This window comes from Serratia sp. L9, from assembly GCF_050632285.1.
Lineage (GTDB): Bacteria > Pseudomonadota > Gammaproteobacteria > Enterobacterales > Enterobacteriaceae > Chania.
This window is the reverse complement of record NZ_CP192591.1, coordinates 4,739,804-4,765,268: the sequence shown is the minus strand read 5'-3', so window position 1 is coordinate 4,765,268 and position 25,465 is coordinate 4,739,804. Positions and strand designations below refer to the sequence as shown.

Here is a 25,465-nt window from a genome sequence, read left to right as displayed (position 1 = left end):
TAGCTGATGACTACGCAATATGGATTCTATATCGATTCAAGTCGTTGCACCGGCTGCAAAACCTGCGAGCTGGCGTGTAAGGACTATAAGAACCTGACGCCGGACGTCAGTTTCCGCCGCATTTATGAATATGCCGGTGGTGACTGGCAGAAAGACGGCGATAGCTGGCACCAGAACGTGTTTGCCTATTATCTGTCGATCGCCTGCAACCACTGTGAAGACCCGGCTTGTACCAAAGTGTGCCCAAGCGGTGCAATGCATAAGCGGGAAGACGGCTTTGTGGTGGTGAACGAAGAAGTCTGCATCGGTTGCCGTTATTGCCATATGGCCTGCCCGTACGGTGCGCCACAGTATAATGAAGCAAAAGGGCACATGACCAAGTGTGATGGCTGCTATGAACGCGTAGCAGAGGGTAAGAAACCGGTCTGTGTCGAGTCTTGCCCACTGCGAGCGTTGGATTTTGGCCCGATCGAGGAACTGCGCAAACAGCATGGGACTTTGGCACAAGTGGCACCGTTACCGGCAGCCCATTTCACCAAACCGTGCATTGTGCTGAAACCTAATGCCAACAGCCGCCCGAGTGGTGACACTACTGGCCATCTGGCCAATCCGAAGGAGGTTTAAAATGGGAACGGGATGGCATGAATGGCCGCTGATGGTGTTCACCGTGTTAGGGCAGTTTGTGGTGGGCGGCGTGATTGTAATGGGGCTGGCGTTAATCGCCGGTAATTTGACCGATCGCCAGAGCAAGGCGGTGCACGGTTCTATGTTTTTCCTGTGGTTGCTGATGGGGATTGCGTTTATTGCCTCTGTGATGCACCTGGGGACGCCGATACGGGCATTTAACTCACTGAATCGCATCGGTGATTCGGCGTTGAGTAACGAAATCGCCAGCGGTTCACTGTTCTTTGCGGTGGGGGCTGTACTGGTTGCTGGCGGTTCTGAAGAAAATGCCTCAGGGGTTGGGTAAAGCCTGGCTGGTGGTCACCATGGTGCTGGGCCTGCTGTTTGTCTATGCCATGACGCGCGTTTATCAAATCGATACCGTGCCAACCTGGCATAACGGTTATACCACCCTGAACTTCTTCTTGTCGGTGCTGATCGGCGGGCCGCTGTTGGGCGTACTGCTGCTGAGAGCTGCTGGTCTGGAAGTTTCTGGCCGCGTGCAACTGATGATGATCAGCGTGCTGGCCTTGTTGCTGAGTCTATGCTCGGCGCTGTTGCAAGGCGCTGAACTGGCCACCATCAGCAGTTCGGTACAGCAGGCTTCGGCACTGATCCCGGAATATGGCCAGTTGATGGTATGGCGGTTGGTATTGCTGACTCTCGGCCTGGGTTGCTGGATTTGTCCGCAGTTGCGCCGGGGTAACACGAGTGTAATGGGGTTGACCTTGGGCTTTGTGCTAGTCTTTGCCGGTGAGTTGATTGGCCGTGGCGTATTCTACGGCTTGCATATGACCGTTGGCATGGCCGTGGCTGGCTAATGTTTAAACTGGGCGCAGCTTGCTGCGCCCCTGGAGAAGCCCAAGTTATGATGCTTGATAAAATCGCGTTAACCGGCCGTGTGCTGGGTGTTTTACTGTATGCCCCGCCGCAAAGCAAAGAGTGCCAACCCTTACTGGCCTCTCTGGCAGATCCGCAATGGCTGGTGGAATGGCCGTATGAAGGCGGTGAGCAGGCGGCAGCGTTGATCGCTGAAGGCCTGTCAGGGGAACACGCAGAATCGCTGGAAGAGGCTTATCAACGCCTGTTCGTTGGCCCGTATGCCTTACCTGCGCCACCTTGGGGTTCAGTCTACCTGGATAGGGAAAGCGTACTGTTTGGTGATTCGACACTGCGTTTACGCCAGTGGCTGCGGGTCAATACCATCGAAGCGCAGCGCGAGCAAAATGAGCCGGAAGATCACATTGGCACCTTGCTGATGATGGCTGCCTGGTTGGCAGAAGAGAAACAGCATAAGATGATTTCCGGCTTGCTTGCTCAACACTTGCTGCCTTGGGCACCGCGTTATCTGGAACTGTTAGAGCAACATGCCGGGCATCCTTTCTATCAAGGGGTCGCTCAGTTGGCACAAATCACGTTGGCAGGTTGGGCGGCAGAGTGCCCGACCCCAGTGGCGACTTTGGAACTGTATTTCTGATGAAAAACGACCAGCAGCTCACTTCGCAAGGCAGCAGCCGGCGCAGGTTGCTGACTGGTTGGCGGGAACGCGGCAACGACACACCGGGGCAGCAAGCCCCGGTTTTGCCATTATCCGCGGTAGCTCGCCCACCTCAGGCTTTGCCGGAGGCCTTGTTCAGCGCATTGTGCGATGGCTGTGGCAATTGTGTGGGCAGTTGCCCTTATGGTTTATTAAGTCTCGAACAGGGCAAGGCCGCCTTGAGTATTGATTTCACCGAATGCGACTCCTGCCTGAAATGTACCGCCGCTTGCCAAACAGGCGCGCTACGCGACAGAATGCCCTGCGATACGCTGCTGCGCCCACAAATTAGCCCCAGTTGCCTGGGGCGGCAGAATAGCTGCCGAATGTGTACTATCAATTGCCCACAGCAGGCATTGGCTTTTCACCTTACCGATAGCGGAGTTCGCCAGTTGCACTGTGATGACGAGCTATGCAATGGTTGCGGGCTTTGCAAATTATCCTGTTTCCACGGGCATATCGCGCTGTTGCCATCCGGTGAAAAATCCTTGCCAGAACGGCTTTGAGCCTGCCTTTAAAACCAGACTGAACATATTGTGCGATCGCCCGTTAAGCGCCGATTGACTTTTTTATCGCCAGTGGCATGATGCGCGCACTCTCTTTGTGTGTTCGGTTTCAATTTCACTATGTCCGCATATTCCCGCCCAGTGCTTCTGCTGCTCTGCGGCTTGTTATTGCTTACGGTTTCGATTGCCGTTTTGAATACTCTGGTTCCCCTTTGGTTAACCCATGCCACCTTGCCGACCTGGCAAGTGGGCGTAGTCAGTTCCTCGTATTTTACCGGCAACCTGGTGGGAACTTTGGTTGCGGGTAAACTGATCAAACGCATTGGCTTTACCCGCAGTTACCATCTTGCCTGCCTGGTTTTTGCCCTGGCCACCGTGGGAATGGTGCTGTCTTTGGACTTCTGGAGCTGGATTGGCTGGCGCTTCTTTGCCGGAGTCGGTTGCTCCTGGATCTGGGTTATCGTAGAAAGCGCGCTATTGCGCAGCGGCAATCTGAGCAACCGTGGCCAACTGCTGGCGGCATATATGATGGTTTATTATCTGGGAACCGTGGCAGGGCAACTGTTGCTGGGGATGGTTTCCACCGAACTGTTGGACGTGGTGCCGTGGGTTACTGCCATTGTGATGGCCGCCATGCTGCCAATGCTGTTTGCGCGGGTGAACCATCAGGATGATGAGCCGCAACACGCCTCGGTCTGGCTGATGTTCAAGCGCCGTGGTGCCAAGCTGGGGATTAACGGCTGCATTATCTCGGGAATAGTTTTGGGCTCGCTGTATGGCCTGATGCCGCTTTATTTGGCCCATCAAGGGATGAGCGATGCCAACGTGGGTTACTGGATGGCGCTGCTGGTCAGTTCAGGTATTGTTGGGCAGTGGCCAATCGGGCGCTTGGCTGACCGCTATGGCCGCCTGCTGGTGCTGCGGATCCAGGTCTTTGTGGTGATCCTTGCCAGCATCGCGATGTTGGGAAACTATGCCATGGCTCCATCGCTGTTTATTCTTGGCTGTGCCGGTTTTACCCTGTATCCGGTGGCCATGTCCTGGGCTTGCGAAAAGGTGTTACCGCATGAGCTGGTGGCGATGAACCAGGCGTTGTTGATGAGCTACACCATCGGTAGCCTGCTGGGCCCATCGATGACCTCGATGCTGATGCAGAACTACTCCGATCGTTTACTGTTTGTGATGATTGCCGCAGTGGCATTGGTTTATCTGGTGATGCTGCTGAAAAAACCGGACCATCATCACACGCCAGTGGCGACAGCCTGATAAACACAAAACCCGGCAGGTTCGCCGGGTTTTTTGAGTCAACGGCGGGCGATCAGTAAATCACTTTGTGGCCGTAGCTTTCCAGGATCCCTTTGACGCGATCCATAGTGTCGGCTTTCGGCGGATGAACGCCATCCAGTTTGTACTCTTCCCCCATTGCCACCCATTTATGCTTGCCCAACTCATGATAAGGCAGCAGTTCGATCTTCTCGATATTGGTCATGTCTTTGGTGAATTCACCAAGCAGATGAGCTGATTGATCATCATCTGACCAACCCGGCACCACCACGTAACGGACCCAGGTACGCTGATTGCGCTTAGCCAGGTAGCGTGCAAATTCCAACGTGCGGTGGTTGGAGACCCCCACCAGATTCTGGTGAATATCATCGTTCATCTGTTTCAGATCGAGCATCACCAGATCGGTGGTGTCCAGCAATTCATCAATCACCGGATCATAACGGCGCACAAAGCCGTTGGTGTCCAGGCAGGTGCTGATCCCTTCTTTATGGCAGGCGCGGAACCAGTCACGGACGAATTCGGCCTGCAAGATGGCTTCGCCACCCGATGCCGTCACACCGCCGCCGGAAGCATTCATAAAGTGGCGATAGGCAACGGTATCGGTCATCAGTTCTTCAACCGTGACTTCTTTGCCACCGTGGGTATCCCATGTGTCACGGTTGTGGCAATACAGGCAGCGCATCAGGCAACCCTGGAAGAAAACAATAAAGCGGATACCAGGGCCATCAACGGTGCCACATGATTCGAAAGAGTGGATGCGACCTTTTAAGGACATTGCGGGGATTTCTCCAAAATTGACTGTCAAACGCAGTCTAAAATAGGCTGGCAGGTATCAGCGATGCGGTAACAGGGCAGGCCCGATACCGAGTGAAAAGATCCCTGTTGGCCGGATAACTGTTTTGCCGGGTATCCTTTTCATTATATACCCTATGGATTTCAAGTTGCAGCCAGGTACCCAGCTATCTCATCCCTGGAGCTTATTCAAGTCAGTGACTGGGGTGAGAGAGTGCAGATAACCACGCTGTCAGAGACACCTGGCAAAACAGACCCAAATTTAGAGTCAGGAAATATTTATTAAAAAGGCCGGAATATCCGGCCCTGGTATTTTCTTCTTTGAGGCGGGGTTACCCGCCCCGGTGAAGTCGTGGATTAGATCGACTGAGTGAAGGTACGAGTAATCACGTCTTGTTGCTGTTCTTTGGTCAACGAGTTGAAGCGAACGGCATAACCAGATACACGAATGGTCAACTGAGGGTATTTCTCAGGGTTTTCCATCGCATCCAGCAGCATTTCACGGTTCATCACGTTAACGTTCAGGTGCTGGCCGCCTTCGATTGACGCTTCGTGGTGGAAGTAACCATCCATCAGACCCGCCAGGTTGGCTTTACGCACGTCGTCATCTTTACCCAATGCGTTAGGTACGATGGAGAAGGTGTAGGAGATACCGTCTTTCGCATAGGCAAACGGCAGTTTGGCTACAGAAGTCAGGGACGCTACAGCACCTTTCTGATCACGGCCGTGCATCGGGTTGGCACCTGGGCCAAATGGAGCGCCTGCACGACGGCCATCTGGGGTGTTACCGGTTTTCTTACCATAAACCACGTTAGAGGTGATGGTCAGCACGGACTGGGTTGGTACCGCATTACGGTAGGTGCGCAGTTTCTGAATTTTCTTCATGAAACGTTCTACCAGGTCACAAGCGATGTCATCTACGCGTGCATCGTTGTTACCGAACTGCGGATATTCACCTTCGATTTTGAAGTCGATAGCCAGGCCGTCTTCGTCACGGATGGTCGATACTTTGGCGTATTTGATAGCAGACAGGGAATCGGCAGCTACAGACAGACCAGCGATACCACAAGCCATAGTGCGATAAACATCACGATCATGCAGCGCCATCAGCGCAGCTTCATAGCTGTACTTGTCGTGCATGTAGTGGATGATATTCAGCGAGGTCACGTATTGCTTGGCCAGCCAATCCATAAAGTGGTCCATGCGATCCATGACTTTGTCATAGTCCAGCACTTCGTCCATCATTGGCGCTTCTTTAGGGCCAACCTGCATTTTCAGTTTTTCATCAACGCCGCCGTTGATTGCATACAACATGGTTTTCGCCAGGTTGGCACGCGCACCGAAGAACTGCATTTGTTTGCCAACAATCATCGGGCTGACGCAGCAAGCGATGGCATAGTCATCGTTGTTGAAGTCTGGGCGCATCAGATCGTCGTTTTCATACTGTACGGAGGAGGTGTCGATAGACACTTTCGCTGCGTATTTTTTGAAGTTCAACGGCAGTTTTTCAGACCACAGAATGGTCATGTTTGGCTCTGGAGATGGCCCCATGGTGTACAGGGTATTCAGGAAGCGGAAGCTGTTTTTGGTAACCAGCGTACGACCATCAACCCCCATCCCTGCCAGGGATTCGGTTGCCCAGATTGGGTCACCAGAGAACAGCTCATCATACTCAGGAGTACGCAGGAAGCGAACCATACGCAGTTTCATGACCAGGTGGTCAATCAGTTCCTGAGCCTGTTCTTCAGTCAGTTTACCCGCTTTGATATCGCGCTCGATGAACACGTCAAGGAAGGTAGATACACGGCCGAAGGACATGGCTGCGCCATTCTGGGATTTAACTGCGGCCAGGTAGCCGAAGTAGGTCCACTGTACCGCTTCTTGAGCGGTTTTGGCCGGGCCGGAAATGTCGTAGCCATATTTGGCTGCCATTTCTTTAATCTGCGCCAAGGCACGGTGCTGTTCAGCAATTTCTTCGCGCAGCTGGATGGTCATTTCCAGATCTTCGCCGTTTTCCAGCCGGGTCTGCAGAGACTTGAACTGGTTCAGCTTGTCGGCCATCAGGAAGTCGATACCGTACAGCGCAACGCGGCGGTAGTCACCGATGATACGACCACGGCCATACGCATCTGGCAGACCGGTCAGTACGCCGGATTTACGGCAGTTCAGGATATCTTTGGTGTAAACATCGAATACGCCCTGGTTGTGGGTCTTGCGGTATTCGGTGAATACTTTTTTCACCTGTGGATCCAGTTCACGGCCATAAACCTTGCATGAACCTTCAACCATCTTGATGCCGCCGAATGGGATCAGCGCGCGCTTGAGTGGGGCGTCAGTCTGCAAACCAACGATGGTTTCCAGATCTTTATTGATGTAGCCCGCATCGTGGGAAGTGACGGTAGAAACAACGTTAGTGTCGAAATCAACTGGCGCATGGGTGCGGTTTTCCAGTTTGATCCCTTCCATAACCTTGTCCCACAGGCTGGTAGTGGCTTGACTTGCGCCAGCCAGGAAGGCTTCATCACCCTCGTAAGGAGTGTAGTTTTTCTGGATGAAGTCACGAACGTTGACTTCTTTCTGCCAGTCACCTTCGCTGAAACCTTGCCAAGCGGTCGCTAACTTCTCGTTAAGTTCGGACATTGTACACCTACCTTCTAATGTGGATTTCTTGTAAACCCGGCGCCGTGCCAGCCAACAGATTAATGCTTCTGTTCGCCACCACGCAGATATATTACCCAGTAAGTCAACCCAACCAGCAGACCACCGCCGATGATGTTACCAATGGTGACGGGGATCAGGTTGTCGATGATAAAGTTGCTTACCGTCAGATGAGCAAATTGCTCAGGCGTTGCCCCTATGGCTTGCCAAAATTCTGGCGTGGCAAAGTTCTTAACCACTATACCCATAGGGATCATAAACATGTTGGCGATACTGTGCTCAAAACCGCTGGCAACAAACATGGCTACCGGCAGGATCATGGCAAACATTTTGTCCATCAGGGTGCGGCCGGAGTAACTCATCCAAACGGCCAGACAGACCATCAGGTTAGCCAGGATGCCGAGACAGACGGCTTCGATAAAGGTGTGATGCAGCTTGTGGTCAGCGGTTTGTAAAACGTTCAGTCCCCACAGGCCGTTGGCCGCCATATGCTGACCAGCGAACCAGATCAGAGCGACAAAGAACAGAGCACCGATCAGATTACCAATATAGACGTTTAACCAGTTGGTAGCCAGTTGGCCCCAGGTAATACGGCCGCTGGCCTTGGCAATCACGGTGAGAACGGTTGAAGTAAACAGATCTGCACCACAAACGACAACCAGCATTAAACCCATAGAGAAGCAAATACCTCCTACCAGTTTGGCAAGGCCAAAAGGAACGGCAGCGGTGCCGGTGGTAGCGGTAATATAGAAAACAAAGGCGATTGAAATAAACACACCGGCAGTGATCGCTAAATAAAAAGTTTTCAGCGGATGCTTGGTGGCTTTATACACTCCCGCATCTTCGGCAACTTTCGCCATCGCGGCAGGTAACAGCATATCGAAGGGGTTGTCAGCTCTCAAACTAACTCTCGCTCTAAAGGGTTAAAACAATGCATTGAGATACTAGCAAAGCAGTATAGGGTAAAAATTGACTTGGATCATATCGCGCAGAAGTAAAACGGTTGAAAACCGTAAAATCGATAGGGGTTTTGAGCTTAATTAATTGATTTATATGAAAAAAATATTTTTTAATGTTTGCAAAAAATTTTGAATAAGCCGCTGTATTTACCCAGATCAGGGTTAAATTTTTGTATTTATTGTGGCATTTTACTGAATAAATATTAATTGATGGTTAATTAATATTTTACCGGTCCATAACAACTGGTGGTTTAATTGCCCAGCTTGTGAATAAGTGCTTATTTAATGAAAAAACTTCTGGGAATTTAGCCGGGTTTTTGATCAAGGCAAGGGGTTGGCTTCTTCTTTGGGAGTAACGCCGGCAGTAATTGCCGGCGTGTCAATATAAGGCTTAAACCTGTGCCCAATAGCGGCGTTTTGCTTTTTGCAGTTTTTCGTAAGCGGCCAGCAGCGCCTGATGAGCAGGCAAAGCCTCTAGTTCACTGTCGACGGCAAACAGACCGTTGAAACGTTCTTCACCGCTCATTGCCGCGGAAGCGGCATCAACTGCATCCTGCCCGTACATTTTCACGAAGGCGGTGTGATACTGAGCAGGATCGCGCTCTGGCTCCAGGGCCAGCAGCAGCAAGGTTTGCAGGCAGCGATAATAGTTGCTGCGTTCCGCAGTGAAGACCGAAGCGTTAAACTCCTGAGTCCACTCAGCCCAGATCAATGCCTGCTCCAAATCGCCACCGGCCAGTGCCAGCATCGATTTCAGTTCGCCCACACGCAGGGTGTACCAGGCATTATCCTTACCGGAAGCGATACCCAGCAATTCGCGCACGCGGGTGAAATCATCCAGGCCTTCATCATCCAACTGCTGGATCAAGGCCAGATACTCCTCGGGCTGCCATTCGCTACCTGGCAATTGCAGCAGGGTTTCACGCAGGTGCGCCCCCATGCTGTTGTTTGCCAGCAGCAGATCTTCTGCCGGATAAATGTCGGACATCCCCGGCACGATGATGCGACAGGCATAGACGTCCAGATGTTCATAATCGGCGATATACACCTCGGCACCTTCTTGATCGAAAATGCCCATCAGGGTGGCGAACTCTTCCTGCGTGCTGCCGCTGAAACTCCAGTCGGCAAACGGGTAATCGGCATCCTGCTTGAACATGTCCCAGGAGATCAGGCCACTGGAATCGATAAAATGGGTTTCCAGGTTAGCGTGCTCTGCGACTTCCTCGTCGTCGAAGGTCGGCGCGGTGAATACGTCCAGATCTTTTAAGCCACGGCCTTGCAGCAGCTCGGTAACGGTACGCTCCAGTGCGACACCAAAATCAGGGTGAGCACCAAACGAGGCAAAACAGGTGCCATTGGCCGGGTTGAACAGCACCACACAGATCACCGGGTAATTGCCGCCCAGCGAGGCGTCATAAGACAGGATCGGGAAGCCTTCGGCTTCCAGTTTGGCGATGGCTTCAACCACGCCGGGATAGCGGTTCAGTACTTCGCTTGGGATTTCCGGCAGGCTGATGGATTCGGCGATAATGCGGTTTTTCACATAACGCTCGAACACTTCGGAAAGGCCCTGAACCCGCGCCTCGTTGGCGGTGTTCCCGGCAGACATGCCGTTGGAAACGTACAGGTTGCCAATGATGTTCATCGGGATATAAACAGTCTGCTGGTCCGACTGGCGTGAGAATGGCAGGGCGCAGATACCGCGTTCGCTATTGCCAGATTGTAAATCGATCAGTTCGCTGGCCTGCAGTTCCTGCTCCGGATCGTAAAACGCATGCAGGCGCTCATCCAGGATCCCCTGCGGCAGCGAGTTGTCGGCCGGGATTGGGAACCATTTCTCGTTCGGATAATGGACGAAGTCGCCTTGCGCAATCTGCTGGCCTAAATAGAAATCTGCGAAGAAATAGTTGGTGGACAGGCGCTCGAAATACTCGCCCAGTGCCGAAGCCAGAGCGGCCTTTTTGCTGGCACCTTTACCGTTGGTGAAGCACAGCGGACAATCGCGATCGCGGATATGCACTGACCAGACGTGCGGCACCGGATTCAACCAGGAGGCTTCTTCGATATTGAAACCCAGATCGGTCAGTTTCTGCTGAAAACGGGCGATGGAGTCTTCCAGCGCAGCATCTTTGCCAGGAATAAAAGTTTGCGTCATTGTCTTCACTTAGTCTTCATTTGTTGGTCGCACTATACCCTATGGACTTCAAGATACTGCTGGGTGACCAGCCGCAGCTTGAAAGACGACGGGTATAAAACGCGCAATGATACGGGGTTTTATGTTCAAGCTCCACGTATTCCTAAAGCGGTGCAGATGTCACAGTATTAATAGGGATAAATGCGATAATTCAGCGGGTTATCAATAACGGAGAAACGTAATGAAATCAGTGAAGCTTAGCGTATTGGCCTTATTGTTGTCAGGGATCAGCGGTTCAGTACTGGCATTACCTACCATCACCCTGCTGGCCACGGGTGGCACCATTGCCGGTGGGGGCGAGTCTGCCACAAAATCCAACTATACCGCAGGCAAATTGGGGGTTTCGGCATTGGTGAATGCAGTACCAGAACTGAAAAATGTGGCCAATATTCAAGGGGAACAGGTGGTGAACATCGGTTCCCAGGATATGAATGATGAAGTCTGGCTCAAGCTGGCGAAGAAAATTAACGCGGATTGTGACAAAACCGACGGTTTTGTGATCACTCACGGCACCGACACGCTGGAAGAAACCGCTTATTTCCTGGATCTCACGGTCAAATGCAACAAACCTGTGGTGATCGTGGCAGCGATGCGCCCGGCGACCGCCATGAGTGCTGATGGTCCCTTTAACCTGTACAACGCGGTGGTCACCGCCGCCGATCCTCAATCGGCCAGACGCGGCGTGCTGGTCGCTATGAATGATGTGGTGCTTGATGGCCGCGATGTGACCAAAACCAGTACCACCGAAGTGCAGACGTTCCAGTCACCCAACTTTGGTCCACTGGGGTATATCCACAACGGCAAAGTAGACTATCAACGTTCTCCACAGCGTAAACACACCTCCTCCACGCCTTTTGACGTTAGCCAACTGACTACCTTGCCGAAGGTCGGCATTATCTATAACTATGCCAATGCTTCAGATGCCCCAGCCAAAGCGTTGATCGCTGAAGGTTATCAAGGAATTGTCAGCGCCGGTGTCGGTAATGGCAACATATACAAAACCGTGTTTGATACGCTGGCCACGGCGGCTCATAGCGGTGTTGCAGTCGTGCGTTCTTCGCGTGTTCCTACCGGGTCAACTACTGAAGATGCCGAAATCGATGATGCTAAATACGGTTTTGTCGCCTCCGGTACGCTGAACCCGCAGAAAGCGCGAGTGCTGCTACAACTGGCATTAACACAAACCAAAGATCCCAAGCAGATCCAGGTGATGTTTAATCAGTATTGATCTTGTACCCAGCCGGGGGCGTCATGCCCCCTATATTTCCCTGCCCAGACTATGCTGTATGAGATCATTTTTTGTGAAGGAACGATTTCATGCAGGCATTTGATATCAAAAGAATGGCATTTGATGAAACAACACCTCAGTTTTTGGCGGAGGTTGCAGTTCGTTGCCTGTTCACTTTTTTGCTGGTGTTTATTTTTTAAAAATGACCGGGCGGCGCGGGGTGCGCCAAATGTCGTTGTTCGAAGTGTTAATCATCTTGACCTTGGGCTCAGCGGCAGGCGATGTCACGTTTTATCATGACGTCCCTCTGTTACCGGTGCTGATGGTGTTTATTTCCATCATGATAATGTATCGCTTCTCCACCTGGTTGATGGATCGTTTTCAAAAAATCCAGACCTGGATGGAAGGTGAGCCGTTGATTCTGGTCAGCGAGGGGGTTTTTGACTGGGATACCCTGCGGCGGGAGAACATTACCCACGATGAGTTCTTTATGGAATTGCGGCAGACCGGAGTGGAGCATCTTGGTCAGGTGAGATTGGCCATTCTTGAGGTGAACGGCACTATTTCGGTGTACTTCTATCCGGATGAACAGGTTCGGCCTGGTTTACCCGTGCTGCCCGCGCAATGCGTCAGTAGTGTAGAGCAGATTGATAGGGGGGTGATTATGCCTGTAGTATGTGCAGCCTGATCTCAACCCTGGATCAGACCCCAACACATGTTTGCCCCCGCTGTGGTAACCACAAATGGATAGCGGCTTTGACTCATAGCCGGGTTAGCTGAATACAGTACAAAAAACCGTGTCAACCCACTGAATTATCCATTGACATAGCGTTTTATAACAGAAAAAAACCTTGAAGCCGTAGAGCCTGTTATCTGCGGCTGGCACTGTTTCCCTCTCCTGAGAGAATAAGCATTGCAGCCGCGTTACGTGAGTGATAAAACCGATAAAGTTGGTTAACATCAGCGTTAACTTCGGGCGTATTTCAGCAGGCCGGTATCTGCGGCAAACAGTGAATGTGGTGAGGGGAAATGACTCAGGTTTATAATTTTAGCTCTGGCCCGGCGATGCTGCCGGTTGAAGTATTGCGTCGTGCAGAACAAGAACTGTGCAACTGGCATGGTCTTGGTACTTCAGTAATGGAAATCAGCCATCGTAGTAAAGAATTTATCGCCGTTGCCGAACAGTCCGAACAGGACCTGCGCGACCTGCTGAAAATCCCCGCCAACTATAAAGTGTTGTTCTGTCACGGCGGTGCCCGCGCGCAATTCGCCGCGTTGCCACTGAACCTGTTGGGCGATAATACCACTGCTGATTATATCGACGGTGGTTACTGGGCACATAGCGCAATCACCGAAGCGGAGAAATACTGCCAACCTAAGGCGATTGACGTTAAAACCACCGTCAACGGTTTGAACGCCATCAAACCGATGAAAGAGTGGCAATTGAGCGATAACGCCGCTTACGTGCACTATTGCCCTAACGAAACCATTGATGGCGTGGCTATCGATGAAACGCCGGATTTTGGCGATAAAGTGGTGATCGGCGATTACTCCTCGACTATCCTTTCTCGTCCGCTCGATGTGAGCCGTTTCGGCGTTATCTATGCGGGCGCACAGAAAAATATTGGGCCGGCTGGCCTGACGCTGGTGATTGTACGTGAGGATCTGCTGGGTAAAGCACGCCGCGAAGTGCCTTCTATTCTTGATTACACTGTGCTGGCAGAAAATGGTTCCATGTTCAACACACCGCCGACCTTTGCCTGGTACCTTTCCGGCCTGGTGTTTAAATGGCTGAAAGAGCAGGGCGGCCTGGTGGAAATGCAAAAGCGCAATCAGGCAAAAGCCGAGCTGCTGTATGCCACCATCGATCAATCCGATTTCTACCGCAGCCAGGTGGCGGCTTCGAACCGCTCCTGGATGAACGTGCCGTTCCAACTGGCCGAGCCCGAGCTGGACAAAGTGTTCCTCAGCGAAGCGGAGGCCATTGGGCTGCAAGCCTTGAAGGGTCACCGTGTGGTGGGCGGTATGCGTGCTTCTATCTACAATGCAATGCCACTGGCTGGCGTTAAAACATTGACAGATTTTATGGTTGACTTCGAACGTCGCCACGGTTGAACCCCTGGCCTGCATTGAGTGGGCTGGACGCTTTTTTACCCTATGAATTTCACGTTGCAGCGTGAAAGATGACGGGTGCAGGTATTATTCTTTTGCATTACAGCGGCTCCGGCAGTATCCCGGGGCCGTTTCGTTTATCAGATTCTGGAGAGTTTTTTCACATGGTAGATTCCCTGACGTTACAACCGGTTGCCTTGGTCGATGGCACCGTCAATTTACCCGGCTCCAAGAGCGTATCCAATCGGGCTCTGTTGCTGGCTGCACTGGCACAGGGAACGACCCGACTGACCAACCTGCTGGACAGCGACGATGTGCGCCATATGCTGAATGCTCTCCAGGCGCTGGGTGTGAACTACCAACTTTCCAACGATCGTACCACCTGCAGCGTTGACGGCGTGGCAGGCCCGCTGGTGGCGAAGCAGCCGCTGGAACTGTTTCTTGGCAACGCCGGCACGGCGATGCGGCCCTTGGCGGCGGCACTTTGCCTGGGCGAGGGTGATGTGGTGCTGACTGGTGAACCCCGCATGAAAGAACGCCCGATTGGCCACCTGGTGGATGCATTGCGCCAGGGCGGGGCACAGGTTGAGTATCTCGAACAGACGGATTATCCGCCGGTGCGCCTGCGCGGTGGCTTCCATGGTGGGGATATCAGCGTTGACGGCAGCGTATCCAGCCAGTTCCTGACCGCTTTGCTGATGATGGCACCATTAGCGATACAAGACACTGCTATCCATATTAAAGGTGAGCTGGTTTCCAAGCCTTATATCGATATCACACTGCACCTGATGAGCACTTTCGGCGTTGAAGTGACGCACGATAACTACCGTGTATTCCATATTCGTGGCCAGCAGACCTATCTCTCACCGGGTGACTATCTGGTTGAAGGGGATGCTTCTTCCGCGTCCTATTTTCTGGCAGCGGCAGCCATCAAAGGGGGAACCGTGCGCGTAACCGGTATCGGTAGAAAAAGCGTACAGGGTGATACCAAATTTGCCGATGTGCTGGAAAAAATGGGCGCTCACATTACCTGGGGCGACGATTTTATCGAGTGCCGCCGTGGCGAGCTTAAAGGTATCGATATGGATATGAACCATATTCCCGATGCGGCAATGACCATCGCCACTACCGCGTTGTTTGCTACCGGGCCAACCACCATCCGCAATATCTATAACTGGCGCGTGAAAGAAACTGACCGTTTGGCAGCGATGGCGACAGAACTGCGCAAAGTAGGGGCGAAGGTGGATGAGGGCGAGGACTATATTCACGTTGTGCCACCGGCCAAGCTGCAGTTTGCAGCAATCGGGACTTACAACGATCACCGCATGGCGATGTGTTTCTCGTTGGTGGCCCTGTCCGATACGCCAGTGACTATTCTTGATCCCAAATGCACCGCAAAAACATTCCCGGACTATTTCGATCAGTTAGCCCGCATCAGCCAATTAGCATAATCCCACCAGCATTTGTTTAATTCTGAGGCCCCCAACAGGGGCCTTTCCTCTTTAATCCTCCCTAAAGCATCTATACTTTTTGCACATTAATGCGCTTATTTTCAACAACCAGACTGTTCTGGGGTAACAGTAAACCCTGCAGGCGCGTATAATGTGCCACCGAATCTGCTCCGATCGGGGCAGATGGCAGGCGCGTTCCTGTGAGGTTTTCTACCTGAAGGAGAGAGAAATGACGGCTACAGCCCCGGTGATAACCGTTGATGGACCAAGTGGTGCAGGTAAAGGCACGCTGTGTAAAGCGCTGGCCGAGTCCCTTGGTTGGCGTTTGCTCGATTCAGGCGCGATTTATCGTGTGCTGGCTCTGGCTGCGCTGCATCATCAGGTGGATATCACCTCTGAAGAGGCATTGGTCCCCTTGGCCGCCCATCTCGACGTCCGCTTTGTTGCTCAGGACGGCAAGCTGCAGGTTATTTTGGAAGGTGAGGATGTCAGCAATGAGATCCGCACCGAAACCGTTGGTAACACGGCCTCGCAAGCGGCTGCGTTCCCGAGGGTGCGGGAGGCATTGCTGCGCCGCCAGCGTGCGTTCCGCGAGGCCCCAGGCCTGATCGCCGATGGCCGTGATATGGGAACGGTGGTGTTCCCGGACGCACCAGTGAAAATTTTCCTTGATGCCAGCTCTGAAGAGCGTGCGCATCGCCGCATGCTACAGTTGCAGGAAAAGGGCTTTAATGTTAACTTTGAACGTCTTTTAGCCGAGATAAAGGAACGGGATGACCGTGACCGTAATCGGGCTATTGCGCCACTGGTGCCTGCTTCTGATGCGCTCGTGCTGGATTCTACCAGCATGTCGATTGAAGAAGTGATCCAGCGGGCGTTGGCATATGCACATGAAGTCTTGGCGTTGCCGCAGCAATAAGCGCGGCGGCGCTATTAGCTTTTTGTTATATTTGTCATCGTATTGCATAGCAGTATCTGAATATATCGGGTAAAATTTTACCCCTGTAACCTAAACCCTGTCGGCATGGAGCCAATGGCGGGGTATGTGAAACAACCCCATTCGGCGGGATGCTAAATGGACGTTAAACTATAGAACCCTGAAGATTAAACATGACTGAATCTTTCGCTCAACTCTTTGAAGAATCCCTGAAAACAATCGAAACCCGTCCGGGTTCCATCGTTCGTGGCGTTGTCGTTGCTATCGATAAAGATGTCGTACTGGTTGATGCCGGTCTGAAATCTGAATCTGCCATCCCGGCTGAGCAATTCAAAAACGCGCAGGGCGAGCTGGAAATCCAGGTTGGTGACGAAGTTGATGTTGCGCTGGACGCTGTTGAAGATGGCTTCGGTGAAACTCTGCTGTCCCGTGAGAAAGCTAAGCGTCACGAAGCTTGGATCACGCTGGAAAAAGCTTACGAAGAAGCTGAAACTGTCGTCGGTGTTATCAACGGCAAAGTTAAGGGTGGCTTCACTGTAGAGCTGAACGGTATTCGTGCGTTCCTGCCAGGTTCCCTGGTTGACGTGCGTCCAGTTCGCGACACTCTGCACCTGGAAGGCAAAGAGCTTGAGTTCAAAGTCATCAAGCTGGATCAGAAGCGCAACAACGTTGTTGTTTCTCGTCGTGCAGTAATCGAATCCGAGAACAGCGCAGAGCGCGATCAACTGCTGGAAAACCTGCAGGAAGGCATGGAAGTTAAAGGTATCGTCAAGAACCTCACTGACTACGGTGCATTCGTTGATCTGGGTGGCGTTGACGGCCTGCTGCACATCACCGACATGGCTTGGAAACGCGTTAAGCATCCAAGTGAAATCGTCAACGTTGGCGATGAAATCACTGTTAAAGTGCTGAAGTTCGACCGCGAGCGTACTCGTGTATCTCTGGGCCTGAAGCAACTGGGCGAAGATCCATGGGTTGCTATCGCTAAACGTTACCCAGAAGGCACCAAGCTGACTGGTCGTGTAACCAACCTGACTGATTACGGCTGCTTCGTAGAAATCGAAGAAGGCGTTGAAGGTCTGGTACACGTTTCTGAAATGGATTGGACCAACAAAAACATCCATCCGTCCAAAGTTGTTAACGTGGGCGATGTAGTGGAAGTCATGGTTCTGGACATTGACGAAGAGCGTCGTCGTATCTCCCTGGGCCTGAAGCAGTGCAAATCTAACCCATGGCAGCTGTTTGCAGAAACCCACAACAAGGGCGACCGCGTTGAAGGTAAAATCAAGTCTATCACTGACTTCGGTATCTTCATCGGCCTGGACGGCGGCATCGATGGCCTGGTTCACCTGTCTGATATCTCCTGGAACGTTGCAGGCGAAGAAGCAGTTCGTGAATACAAGAAAGGCGACGAAATCGCAGCGGTTGTTCTGCAAGTTGACGCAGAGCGCGAGCGTATCTCCCTGGGCGTGAAGCAACTGGCTGAAGATCCGTTCAATAACTACCTGTCTATGAACAAGAAAGGTACTATTGTTACTGGTAAAGTCACTGCAGTTGACGCCAAAGGTGCTACAGTTGAATTAGCAGGCGGCGTAGAAGGTTACCTGCGTGCATCTGAAGCCTCTCGCGACCGCATTGAAGATGCAACTCTGGTTCTGAATGTTGGTGACGAAGTAGAAGCTAAATTCACTGGCGTTGACCGTAAGAACCGCGTTGTAAGCCTGTCCGTACGTGCGAAGGACGAAGCTGACGAGAAAGATGCAATTGCTACCGTTAACAGCGGCAGCAAGCAGGAAGAAAGCAACTTCTCTAACGCAATGGCTGAAGCCTTCAAAGCGGCTAAAGGCGAGTAATGACGGGGGGCAGTTTATTGACTGCCCCGATACGGTAGTTTAGCTGCAAAGCTTGGAGGAACTATGACCAAGTCTGAACTTATTGAAAGACTTGCTGGCCAGCAATCTCATATACCGGCGAAGGCCGTTGAGGATGCCGTGAAAGAGATGCTCGAGCACATGGCTGCTACGCTAGCCGAGGGTGAACGCATTGAGATCCGCGGATTCGGCAGTTTTTCTCTTCACTACCGTGCTCCGCGCGTCGGCCGTAACCCTAAAACGGGTGATAAAGTTGAGTTGGACGGCAAGTACGTTCCTCACTTTAAGCCAGGTAAAGAGTTGCGTGATCGCGCCAATATCTATGGCTAGTCGCTGACTGCCAATAGAGTTGTTGCTTGTAAAGAATATAAAACGGTGCTGAAAGGCACCGTTTTTTTGTCCAGATTTTACCTCTCCCTCCTATCTTCATATACCCGTCAAAGTTTGCGCTCCAGCCCGCAGTATCCATTGCAATGTAAAAAAGGTAATCGATAGTTTGCGCATCCTTTCCCTGCGTCTGCGCCCGTTGCTGGCGATTATTTATCCGAGGCTTACCATCCTGGCTAGATAAGATAACTGGCAAGGAGAGCGGAAATCAGGATCTCAGTCGACATCGCAGCCGCCACTTTAGTCATGGGGATGCTGCCAATACTGTTTTTACCACAACTGCCGTCACCGCCGCTGTTGGCAGGGATGGCTATTGCGGCTCTGACGCTATGGTGGCGCAGGCAACGCCGCTGGTGCCTGCCAATATGCAGTATGTTGCTGGGTTTTATTTTTGCTGCCGTGAGTGCCAGCATATTGATGCATCAAGTCACATCACTGCTGGCAGATGGGAATAAGAATGTTATTGCCACCGTCCAGAGTCTCAAGCTGGAGGGGGCGGAAATGGCGCAGGTCCAGTTCCGTATTGAGCAGGTTAATGGCCGCTGGTTGGTTCCCGCCCTCTCGTTTACCGCAAACAAGCCCAATGAGAACCTGTGCGCCGGGCAACGATGGGTCATGAAAGTCCGATTCCGCCCGGTACACAGCAGCCTGAATGAAGGTGGATTTGATGGGCAGCGTTGGGCTATTGCCAATCGGCAACCCCTGCGTGGATATATTCGAACCGCCAGCGTACTGGACGCATCCTGCCATTGGCGCCAGCAAATCATCACTTATATGGATAAACAGTTAATACGGTTGCCGCAGCGCCCGTTGTTGCTGGCCTTGGCATTTGGTGAGCGAGGGCTAATGGATAGCAGCAGGCGCGGGCAACTGATGAAAACCGGCGTGGCACATCTGATGGCTATCTCTGGGCTGCATATTTCGCTTGCCGCTGCATTTGCCTGGGGGCTGACACGTGGCGTGCAGTATCTCTTCCCTGCACGCTATATCGGTTACCGGCTACCGTTAATTATCAGTTGGTTGATGGCATTATGCTATGTCTGGCTAGCAGGGGGCAACCCCCGCAATGCGCGCGTTTATTGCGTTGTCTTTGTGGTTCTGGCTGCGTCTGCGGGGCATTTCCTGTTCGTCCTGGCAAGTGTGGCTGTGGTGTATCAGCCTCCTGTTGCTGTGTGATCCTATGAACTTGCTTTCGGACAGTTTCTGGCTCTCTGCCTTGGCCGTTGCGGCTTTGATTTTTTGGTTTGAATGGGCGCCATTGCCTGCACGATTTACCTCTTTTTGGGGCTGGGCCCCCTTGGGATGGTTACATATCCAGTTTGGGATGACGTTGCTGCTGATGCCGTTGCAATTTGGCCTGTTTCATGGCGTCAGTTGGACATCGTTGCCTGCCAATCTTTGGGCTGTCCCAATAATTTCTCTGCTGTCGGTGCCATTGATATTGCTGGCGATGACGCTGTTTTTTATTCCGCTGTTGAGCCGCTGGAGTTGGCAACTGGCCGATCTCACGGTCGAGTGGGCGTTATGGCCGCTGCCCTGGTTGGAACAAGGGTGGTTACAGGTTGGGGTAAGGTTGCTGCAATTTAGCGCACTTGGCTGGTTAGCTGTGGTGTGCTGGCGTTTTCGCTGGTGGCGTTCCTACCCAGCAGGTTGTATTGCGGTAGTGTTGGGTTGCCTGTTATGGCGGGAGCGACAGCCGGATTACCGCTGGCGAGTCGATATGTTGGACGTCGGGCATGGTCTGGCCGTAGTGATCGAACGTGAAGGAAAGGCCATCATCTATGACAGCGGGAATCGATGGCAAACTTCCAGTGCGGCAGAACGTTTCATTTTGCCATTCTTGCATTGGCGGCAGATTTCGCTGGAGCATATTCTGATCAGCCATAGCCATCTGGACCATATCGGTGGGTTGGAGGTATTAACAACCGCGTTCCCACAGGCCAGCGTGCGTACGCCGGTGATAAACGATAATAATCAGCCTTGTATACAAGGGCAGCGCTGGGTGTGGCGTGGGCTAAATTTTCAGGTATTGTGGCCACCGGCTCTGGTGGATTATGCCGGTAACGATGACTCCTGTGTGGTGCGCGTCGATGATGGCAGGTTCAGCATCCTGCTGACCGGTGATATCGAACGTCGTGCAGAGCAGGCACTGTTACGCCAGCGGGCCGTGTTGCCTTCTACCATCATTCAGGTACCGCACCACGGCAGCAAGACTTCATCAACACCGCCTTTCTTGCGTGCTGTTGCACCGGAACTGGCTATTACCTCGGCTTCCCGTTATAACGTCTGGCGTTTACCTGCGGAAAAAATCGTCAAACGATACCGGCAAAATCGCATCACCTGGCATGATACGGCTCGCTCTGGGCAGTTAAGTGTGTTTTTTTCGACAATGACTGGCAAATTAAAGGCTTTCGTGAACAATTAAATCCACGCTGGTACCATCAGCGGTTTGGCGTAGAGGGTGATAATGAGTAGAATGGGCCGCTATTTCTTCCGATGCTGGTATCTGAATGATGAATGATAAAGATCTCTCCACCAGGCAGACTTTCCGTCGCCTATGGCCGATGATCACTCCTTTTAAAACCGGCCTGGTTGTTGCCGCCATTGCATTAGTTTTAAACGCAGCCGGGGATACGTTAATGCTATCCCTGTTGAAACCTCTGCTGGATGATGGTTTTGGTAAAACCGACAGCCGTGTTCTGGTCTGGATGCCACTGGTAGTGATTGGTTTGATGCTGATGCGTGGTGTCACCAGCTTTATTTCCAGCTATTGTATTTCCTGGGTGTCTGGCATGGTGGTCATGCAGATGCGCCGTCGTCTGTTCGGCCATATGATGAGAATGCCGGTAGCCTTTTTTGACCAGCAATCAACCGGGACGTTGCTTTCACGTATTACCTATGATTCTGAGCAGGTTGCCTCCTCTTCTTCCAGCGCACTGGTCTCAGTTGTGCGTGAAGGGGCTTCGATTATCGGCCTGTTCATTATGATGTTCTATTATAGCTGGCAGCTTTCAGTGATCCTGATTGTGTTGGCACCTATCGTGTCCTTCGCCATTCGTCTGGTCTCCAAGCGTTTTCGCAATATCAGCAAAAACATGCAGAACACGATGGGGCAGGTGACCACCAGTGCCGAGCAGATGTTAAAAGGGCATAAAGAAGTGCTGATTTTCGGTGGCCAAGAGGTGGAAACCGAGCGATTCAATACCGTCAGCAACCGCATGCGTCAGCAGGGGATGAAACTGGTTTCCGCCTCTTCCATTTCCGATCCTATTATTCAGCTGATTGCCTCGCTGGCGCTGGCATTTGTGTTGTTTGCTGCCAGTTTCCCCAGTGTGATGGAGACATTGACTGCGGGTACCATTACCGTCGTATTCTCATCAATGATCGCTCTGATGCGCCCTCTGAAATCACTGACTAACGTCAATGCGCAATTCCAGCGCGGTATGGCAGCCTGCCGGACGTTGTTCTCGATCCTGGATATGGAACAGGAGAAGGATACCGGTACACGTCAGATGGAACGCGCCAAAGGGGATATCGAGTTCCGTAACGTGACGTTCTACTATCCTGGGCGTGAAATTCCGGCACTGCGTGATATCAACCTGAGTATTGCAGCAGGCAAAACGGTAGCGCTGGTTGGTCGTTCCGGTTCTGGTAAATCGACAATTGCCAACTTGTTGACGCGTTTTTACGACGTGCAGGAAGGCACCATTCTGATGGATGGCCACGACTTGCGGGAATATACCCTGGCGTCATTGCGCGATCAGGTTGCTCTGGTTTCGCAGAACGTTCACTTGTTCAATGACACCATCGCCAACAATATTGCCTATGCCCGTGAACAGCGCTACAGCCGTGAAGAGATCGAGAAAGCGGCGCGTATGGCCTATGCCACCGACTTTATTGATAAAATGGAAAATGGCCTCGATACGGTGATTGGCGAAAATGGGGTGATGCTCTCTGGTGGGCAACGCCAGCGTATTGCTATCGCCCGTGCGTTGCTGCGTGACTGCCCAATCCTGATACTGGATGAGGCCACTTCGGCGCTGGATACTGAATCCGAGCGTGCCATCCAGGCCGCGTTGGACGAGCTGCAGAAAAACCGTACATCGCTGGTTATTGCACACCGTTTATCCACCATAGAGAAAGCCGATGAAATCCTGGTGGTTGAAGATGGCCGTATCGTTGAGCGGGGTCAGCATGCCACTTTGATTGACCACAAAGGCGTGTATGCTCAGCTCCACCGTATGCAGTTTGGTCAGTAATGATCGAGCGTATCTGGTCTGGCGGTTCGCTGGTTTATCTGCTGCTTTTGCCGCTCTCCTGGCTGTATGGCCTGGTGAGCGGTCTGATCCGCCTAAGCTACCGTTATGGCTTGCGTAAAAGTTGGCGAGCCCCCGTTCCCGTTGTCATTGTGGGGAACCTCACCGCTGGCGGTAACGGTAAAACGCCAATGGTGATTTGGCTGGTTGAGCAACTGCACCAACGGGGTTACCGCGTGGGTGTGGTTTCCAGAGGATATGGTGGTAAATCTGCGGTATATCCGTTAGTGCTGAATGCGCAAACCACTACTCAGCAAGCCGGTGATGAGCCGGTGTTGATCTACCAACGCACCGGAGCGCCGGTGGCGATCTCGCCAAAGCGGGCCGAGGCGGTGCAAGCTCTGCTACAACAGGGGGAGCTTGATGTGGTTATCACTGATGATGGCCTCCAGCATTATGCTTTACAGCGTGACTTTGAGCTGGTGGTGATCGACGGGGTCCGGCGTTTTGGTAATGGTTGGTGGTTGCCGGCAGGCCCGATGCGTGAGCGAGCTGCGCGATTGAAAACCGTAGACGCCTGCGTGGCAAATGGTGGTGTCGCCCAGCCCGGCGAAATCGCCATGAAACTCCAGGCTCGGGATGCGGTAAATATGGCAAACGGTGAACGCCGCCCGGCCGCAGAACTGCCGCATGTTATTGCCATGGCCGGTATTGGCCACCCGCCACGGTTTTTCGCCACGCTGGAAAAGCTGGGCGTGGAAGCCGAACTGGAGGTCGCTTTTGCCGATCATCAGGAGTACAGCCATCCGCAACTGGCCGCATTGACCAAACAGGGCCAAACGCTGCTGATGACTGAAAAAGATGCGGTGAAATGCCGTGCTTTTGCTCAGCCTAACTGGTGGTATCTCCCGGTAGATGCGGTACTTCCCACAGATCAGGCCGAGCAACTCTTGCAAGGGATTGAGAAACTGCTCAAATAAATCAGGCTTCCAGCTCCAGGGTGCTCAACCCTAAGGTTTGCGCGCAAGCCTGCAAGGAACGTTGCTGTGTCTGCTGGTAAAGTTCCAATTCATCAATAACCTTTGCTCCCAATGCCTGTTCAAATGCCGTGCGGCTCGAAGCTGTAGCGAACTGTGACTGCGGGTTGTCCCCGAGATTTGATTGGAAAATACCAGCCGCGCTGACCGGCAGGAAGTCTTCATATACCAATGGCTGAAACCGGACGTAATCCAGAGCAATAAGTTGCTCAAGCGTACTTTGTTTATCCAGCGCCTCTTTGGCTGCCAATCCGCATTCGGTAGGGAAATAGCGGAACCAGGCTAACTGTTGTTCGCGCAATGTCTGGTAATCATCAGGAAATGCCTGGAAATTCTCTATCAACAATTGGCGATATTGTGCCGCATTGCTTTCCGTGGCTGGAGCTTGTAATGCATCGTTGGTGTCTTGCAGCAGACGGTCGTAAAGTGCCCGTCCTTTGGGCGTTAGTGCCACGCCCCGTTGCTCAATTTCGCCAAAACGCGCGGTATGATGCCCAGCAACCTGGTGGCCATCTGGCTCAATAAATGCCACATCCTCTTCTAACGCCTTGAAGCTGGTCTGACGCAGCAGGATAGGGCAACGACGTGGCGGCGGGCCCTCGATCACCGCTTTGGGGGTGATGCCGCATCCCGGCATAGCTGACTGGACCCGATCGATATTTAAAGTTCGTGGCGTCAGGTGGTTAATATGCGGGCCTTTGAACGCGACAACATCGGCGATTAAACGATGCTGATCGTGTAATAACTGGTATTCGTGGGTACTGACCGTAGCCGAGCTATGCCAACGGAAGGTTTCAAGAGCCTGCACGACAAATTCTCGTGCCTGATCACCGTCCAATCCACCTTGAATTTCATGTAATGAAATCAGCTCCAAGGCGCGTTCGGTAAAGATATGGCGTCGTTCCAGCAAGCGTTGGGCCAGTTCACGCAACGCCTCATCTTCAATAAGTTCGAGCCTAAGTAATGAGGTAAATATCCGAAATGGGCTGGCCTGTAGGTCAGATTCATGCACCGCGCGGAACGCGGTTGAATGAACTGGCACTCCGGCAACGGCCAGATCGTAATAGCCGACAGGCGACATTCCCATAACGGCAAACAGCCGACGTAAGGTTTGCAGTTCTCGCGCAGTGCCTACACGGATAGCCCCATGGCGCTCCATCGCCAGGCGGTCAATCTCGCCGGTTATTTGTAGCCGATGGGCCAGGGCGTCGTCTTCTCGCAGCACTTGTCGGTTGGTTTCTGCCACCAGTTCGAGCAATTCACCGTATAACGGCACCTCTTTCTGATACATGGCCGACATTGCCTGAGAGAACTTGGCACGAATTTCATTCGGTGAGGCGAAGTGCTGGTCGGTCATGCGTCTGACTCCTTTACACAAAAAATCTGAAAAATGCGAATTAGGGCGGTAATAGTGCTGGCAATAAGCTGGCTTACCGGGTTTTTGACTTAAGTTTAGCCAGCTCGTTCTTGATTTGTTATCTATTGGCTAACGATATTAGTGTTTTATGCGTTAGCTCTCATTTGTTGTATCTCTGAATGAACTCCTGTTTATAAAAAATAATTTCTTTATAATCATATGGATAATGGAATATC

Annotated in this window: 17 protein-coding genes and 3 pseudogenes; 15 read left to right on the top strand and 5 right to left on the bottom strand. The window is 52.3% G+C overall.

The window, feature by feature from the left end; all coding sequences use genetic code 11:
- The first annotated feature begins 6 nt into the window (after nucleotides 1–6).
- The 5 genes and pseudogenes from ACQ86O_RS22660 (at nucleotide 7) to ACQ86O_RS22640 (ending at nucleotide 3,972) form a co-directional block, all read left to right on the top strand.
- Nucleotides 7–624: a DMSO/selenate family reductase complex B subunit gene (locus ACQ86O_RS22660; protein WP_431222956.1), complete on the top strand. Its 618-nt coding sequence runs from the start codon at nucleotides 7–9 to the stop codon at nucleotides 622–624.
- Between the two features lies 1 nt (nucleotide 625).
- A pseudogene (locus tag ACQ86O_RS22655) lies at nucleotides 626–1,484 on the top strand (dimethyl sulfoxide reductase anchor subunit family protein).
- Nucleotides 1,485–1,531: 47 nt separating this feature from the next.
- Nucleotides 1,532–2,140, top strand: a complete 609-nt coding sequence (gene dmsD, locus ACQ86O_RS22650) for a Tat proofreading chaperone DmsD (protein ID WP_431222955.1) — start codon at nucleotides 1,532–1,534, stop codon at nucleotides 2,138–2,140.
- On the top strand, nucleotides 2,140–2,706 hold the full coding sequence (napF, locus tag ACQ86O_RS22645; protein ID WP_431222954.1) for a ferredoxin-type protein NapF: 567 nt from the start codon (nucleotides 2,140–2,142) through the stop codon (nucleotides 2,704–2,706). The genes dmsD and napF overlap by 1 nt, the downstream gene beginning before the upstream one ends.
- 120 nt (nucleotides 2,707–2,826) lie before the next feature.
- Entirely contained in the window at nucleotides 2,827–3,972 is a 1,146-nt protein-coding gene (locus tag ACQ86O_RS22640) for an MFS transporter (RefSeq protein WP_431222953.1), read from the top strand.
- Nucleotides 3,973–4,024: 52 nt separating this feature from the next.
- Here ACQ86O_RS22640 and pflA read toward each other — a convergent pair whose 3' ends face one another.
- The 4 genes from pflA to ycaO all read right to left on the bottom strand — a co-directional run bounded on the left by pflA (nucleotide 4,025) and on the right by ycaO (nucleotide 10,554).
- On the bottom strand, nucleotides 4,025–4,765 hold the full coding sequence (gene pflA / locus ACQ86O_RS22635) for a pyruvate formate lyase 1-activating protein (RefSeq protein WP_431222952.1): 741 nt from the start codon (nucleotides 4,763–4,765) through the stop codon (nucleotides 4,025–4,027).
- A gap of 374 nt (nucleotides 4,766–5,139) precedes the next feature.
- Nucleotides 5,140–7,422 carry a formate C-acetyltransferase gene (gene pflB, locus ACQ86O_RS22630; RefSeq protein WP_431222951.1) on the bottom strand — a complete coding sequence of 761 codons (2,283 nt, stop codon included), beginning with the start codon at nucleotides 7,420–7,422 and terminating at the stop codon, nucleotides 5,140–5,142.
- A gap of 59 nt (nucleotides 7,423–7,481) precedes the next feature.
- Nucleotides 7,482–8,342, bottom strand: a complete 861-nt coding sequence (gene focA / locus ACQ86O_RS22625; protein WP_431222950.1) for a formate transporter FocA — start codon at nucleotides 8,340–8,342, stop codon at nucleotides 7,482–7,484.
- Between the two features lie 448 nt (nucleotides 8,343–8,790).
- Nucleotides 8,791–10,554: a 30S ribosomal protein S12 methylthiotransferase accessory factor YcaO gene (gene ycaO / locus ACQ86O_RS22620; RefSeq protein WP_431222949.1), complete on the bottom strand. Its 1,764-nt coding sequence runs from the start codon at nucleotides 10,552–10,554 to the stop codon at nucleotides 8,791–8,793.
- 220 nt (nucleotides 10,555–10,774) lie between these two features.
- Between ycaO and ansB the strand changes: the two genes are divergently transcribed.
- The 10 genes and pseudogenes from ansB to lpxK all read left to right on the top strand — a co-directional run bounded on the left by ansB (nucleotide 10,775) and on the right by lpxK (nucleotide 23,815).
- Nucleotides 10,775–11,821: an L-asparaginase 2 gene (gene ansB / locus ACQ86O_RS22615; protein WP_431222948.1), complete on the top strand. Its 1,047-nt coding sequence runs from the start codon at nucleotides 10,775–10,777 to the stop codon at nucleotides 11,819–11,821.
- 89 nt (nucleotides 11,822–11,910) lie between these two features.
- Nucleotides 11,911–12,601, top strand: a pseudogene (locus ACQ86O_RS22610) (DUF421 domain-containing protein).
- Between the two features lie 249 nt (nucleotides 12,602–12,850).
- Nucleotides 12,851–13,936: a 3-phosphoserine/phosphohydroxythreonine transaminase gene (serC, locus tag ACQ86O_RS22605; protein WP_431222947.1), complete on the top strand. Its 1,086-nt coding sequence runs from the start codon at nucleotides 12,851–12,853 to the stop codon at nucleotides 13,934–13,936.
- 161 nt (nucleotides 13,937–14,097) lie between these two features.
- The gene (aroA, locus tag ACQ86O_RS22600; protein ID WP_431222946.1) at nucleotides 14,098–15,384 is read left to right on the top strand and encodes a 3-phosphoshikimate 1-carboxyvinyltransferase; all 1,287 of its coding nucleotides are present in this window, start codon (nucleotides 14,098–14,100) and stop codon (nucleotides 15,382–15,384) included.
- Nucleotides 15,385–15,613: 229 nt separating this feature from the next.
- Entirely contained in the window at nucleotides 15,614–16,303 is a 690-nt protein-coding gene (gene cmk / locus ACQ86O_RS22595; RefSeq protein ID WP_431222945.1) for a (d)CMP kinase, read from the top strand.
- 191 nt (nucleotides 16,304–16,494) lie between these two features.
- Complete coding sequence (rpsA, locus tag ACQ86O_RS22590) at nucleotides 16,495–18,174, top strand: 30S ribosomal protein S1 (protein WP_431222944.1); 1,680 nt, start codon at nucleotides 16,495–16,497, stop codon at nucleotides 18,172–18,174.
- A 63-nt stretch (nucleotides 18,175–18,237) separates the two neighbouring features.
- A complete protein-coding gene (gene ihfB / locus ACQ86O_RS22585; RefSeq protein WP_004928264.1) occupies nucleotides 18,238–18,522 on the top strand; it encodes an integration host factor subunit beta in 285 nt (94 codons plus the stop codon).
- Between the two features lie 303 nt (nucleotides 18,523–18,825).
- Nucleotides 18,826–21,004, top strand: a pseudogene (locus ACQ86O_RS22580) (DNA internalization-related competence protein ComEC/Rec2).
- Nucleotides 21,005–21,089: 85 nt separating this feature from the next.
- Nucleotides 21,090–22,838 carry a lipid A ABC transporter ATP-binding protein/permease MsbA gene (gene msbA, locus ACQ86O_RS22575; RefSeq protein ID WP_431222943.1) on the top strand — a complete coding sequence of 583 codons (1,749 nt, stop codon included), beginning with the start codon at nucleotides 21,090–21,092 and terminating at the stop codon, nucleotides 22,836–22,838.
- A complete protein-coding gene (gene lpxK / locus ACQ86O_RS22570) occupies nucleotides 22,838–23,815 on the top strand; it encodes a tetraacyldisaccharide 4'-kinase (RefSeq protein ID WP_431222942.1) in 978 nt (325 codons plus the stop codon). Before msbA ends, lpxK begins: the two co-directional genes overlap by 1 nt.
- Before the next feature lies 1 nt (nucleotide 23,816).
- On the opposite strand, the gene hglS is transcribed toward lpxK, so the two are convergent.
- Complete coding sequence (gene hglS, locus ACQ86O_RS22565) at nucleotides 23,817–25,229, bottom strand: 2-oxoadipate dioxygenase/decarboxylase HglS (protein WP_431222941.1); 1,413 nt, start codon at nucleotides 25,227–25,229, stop codon at nucleotides 23,817–23,819.
- Nucleotides 25,230–25,465 lie beyond the last annotated feature (236 nt).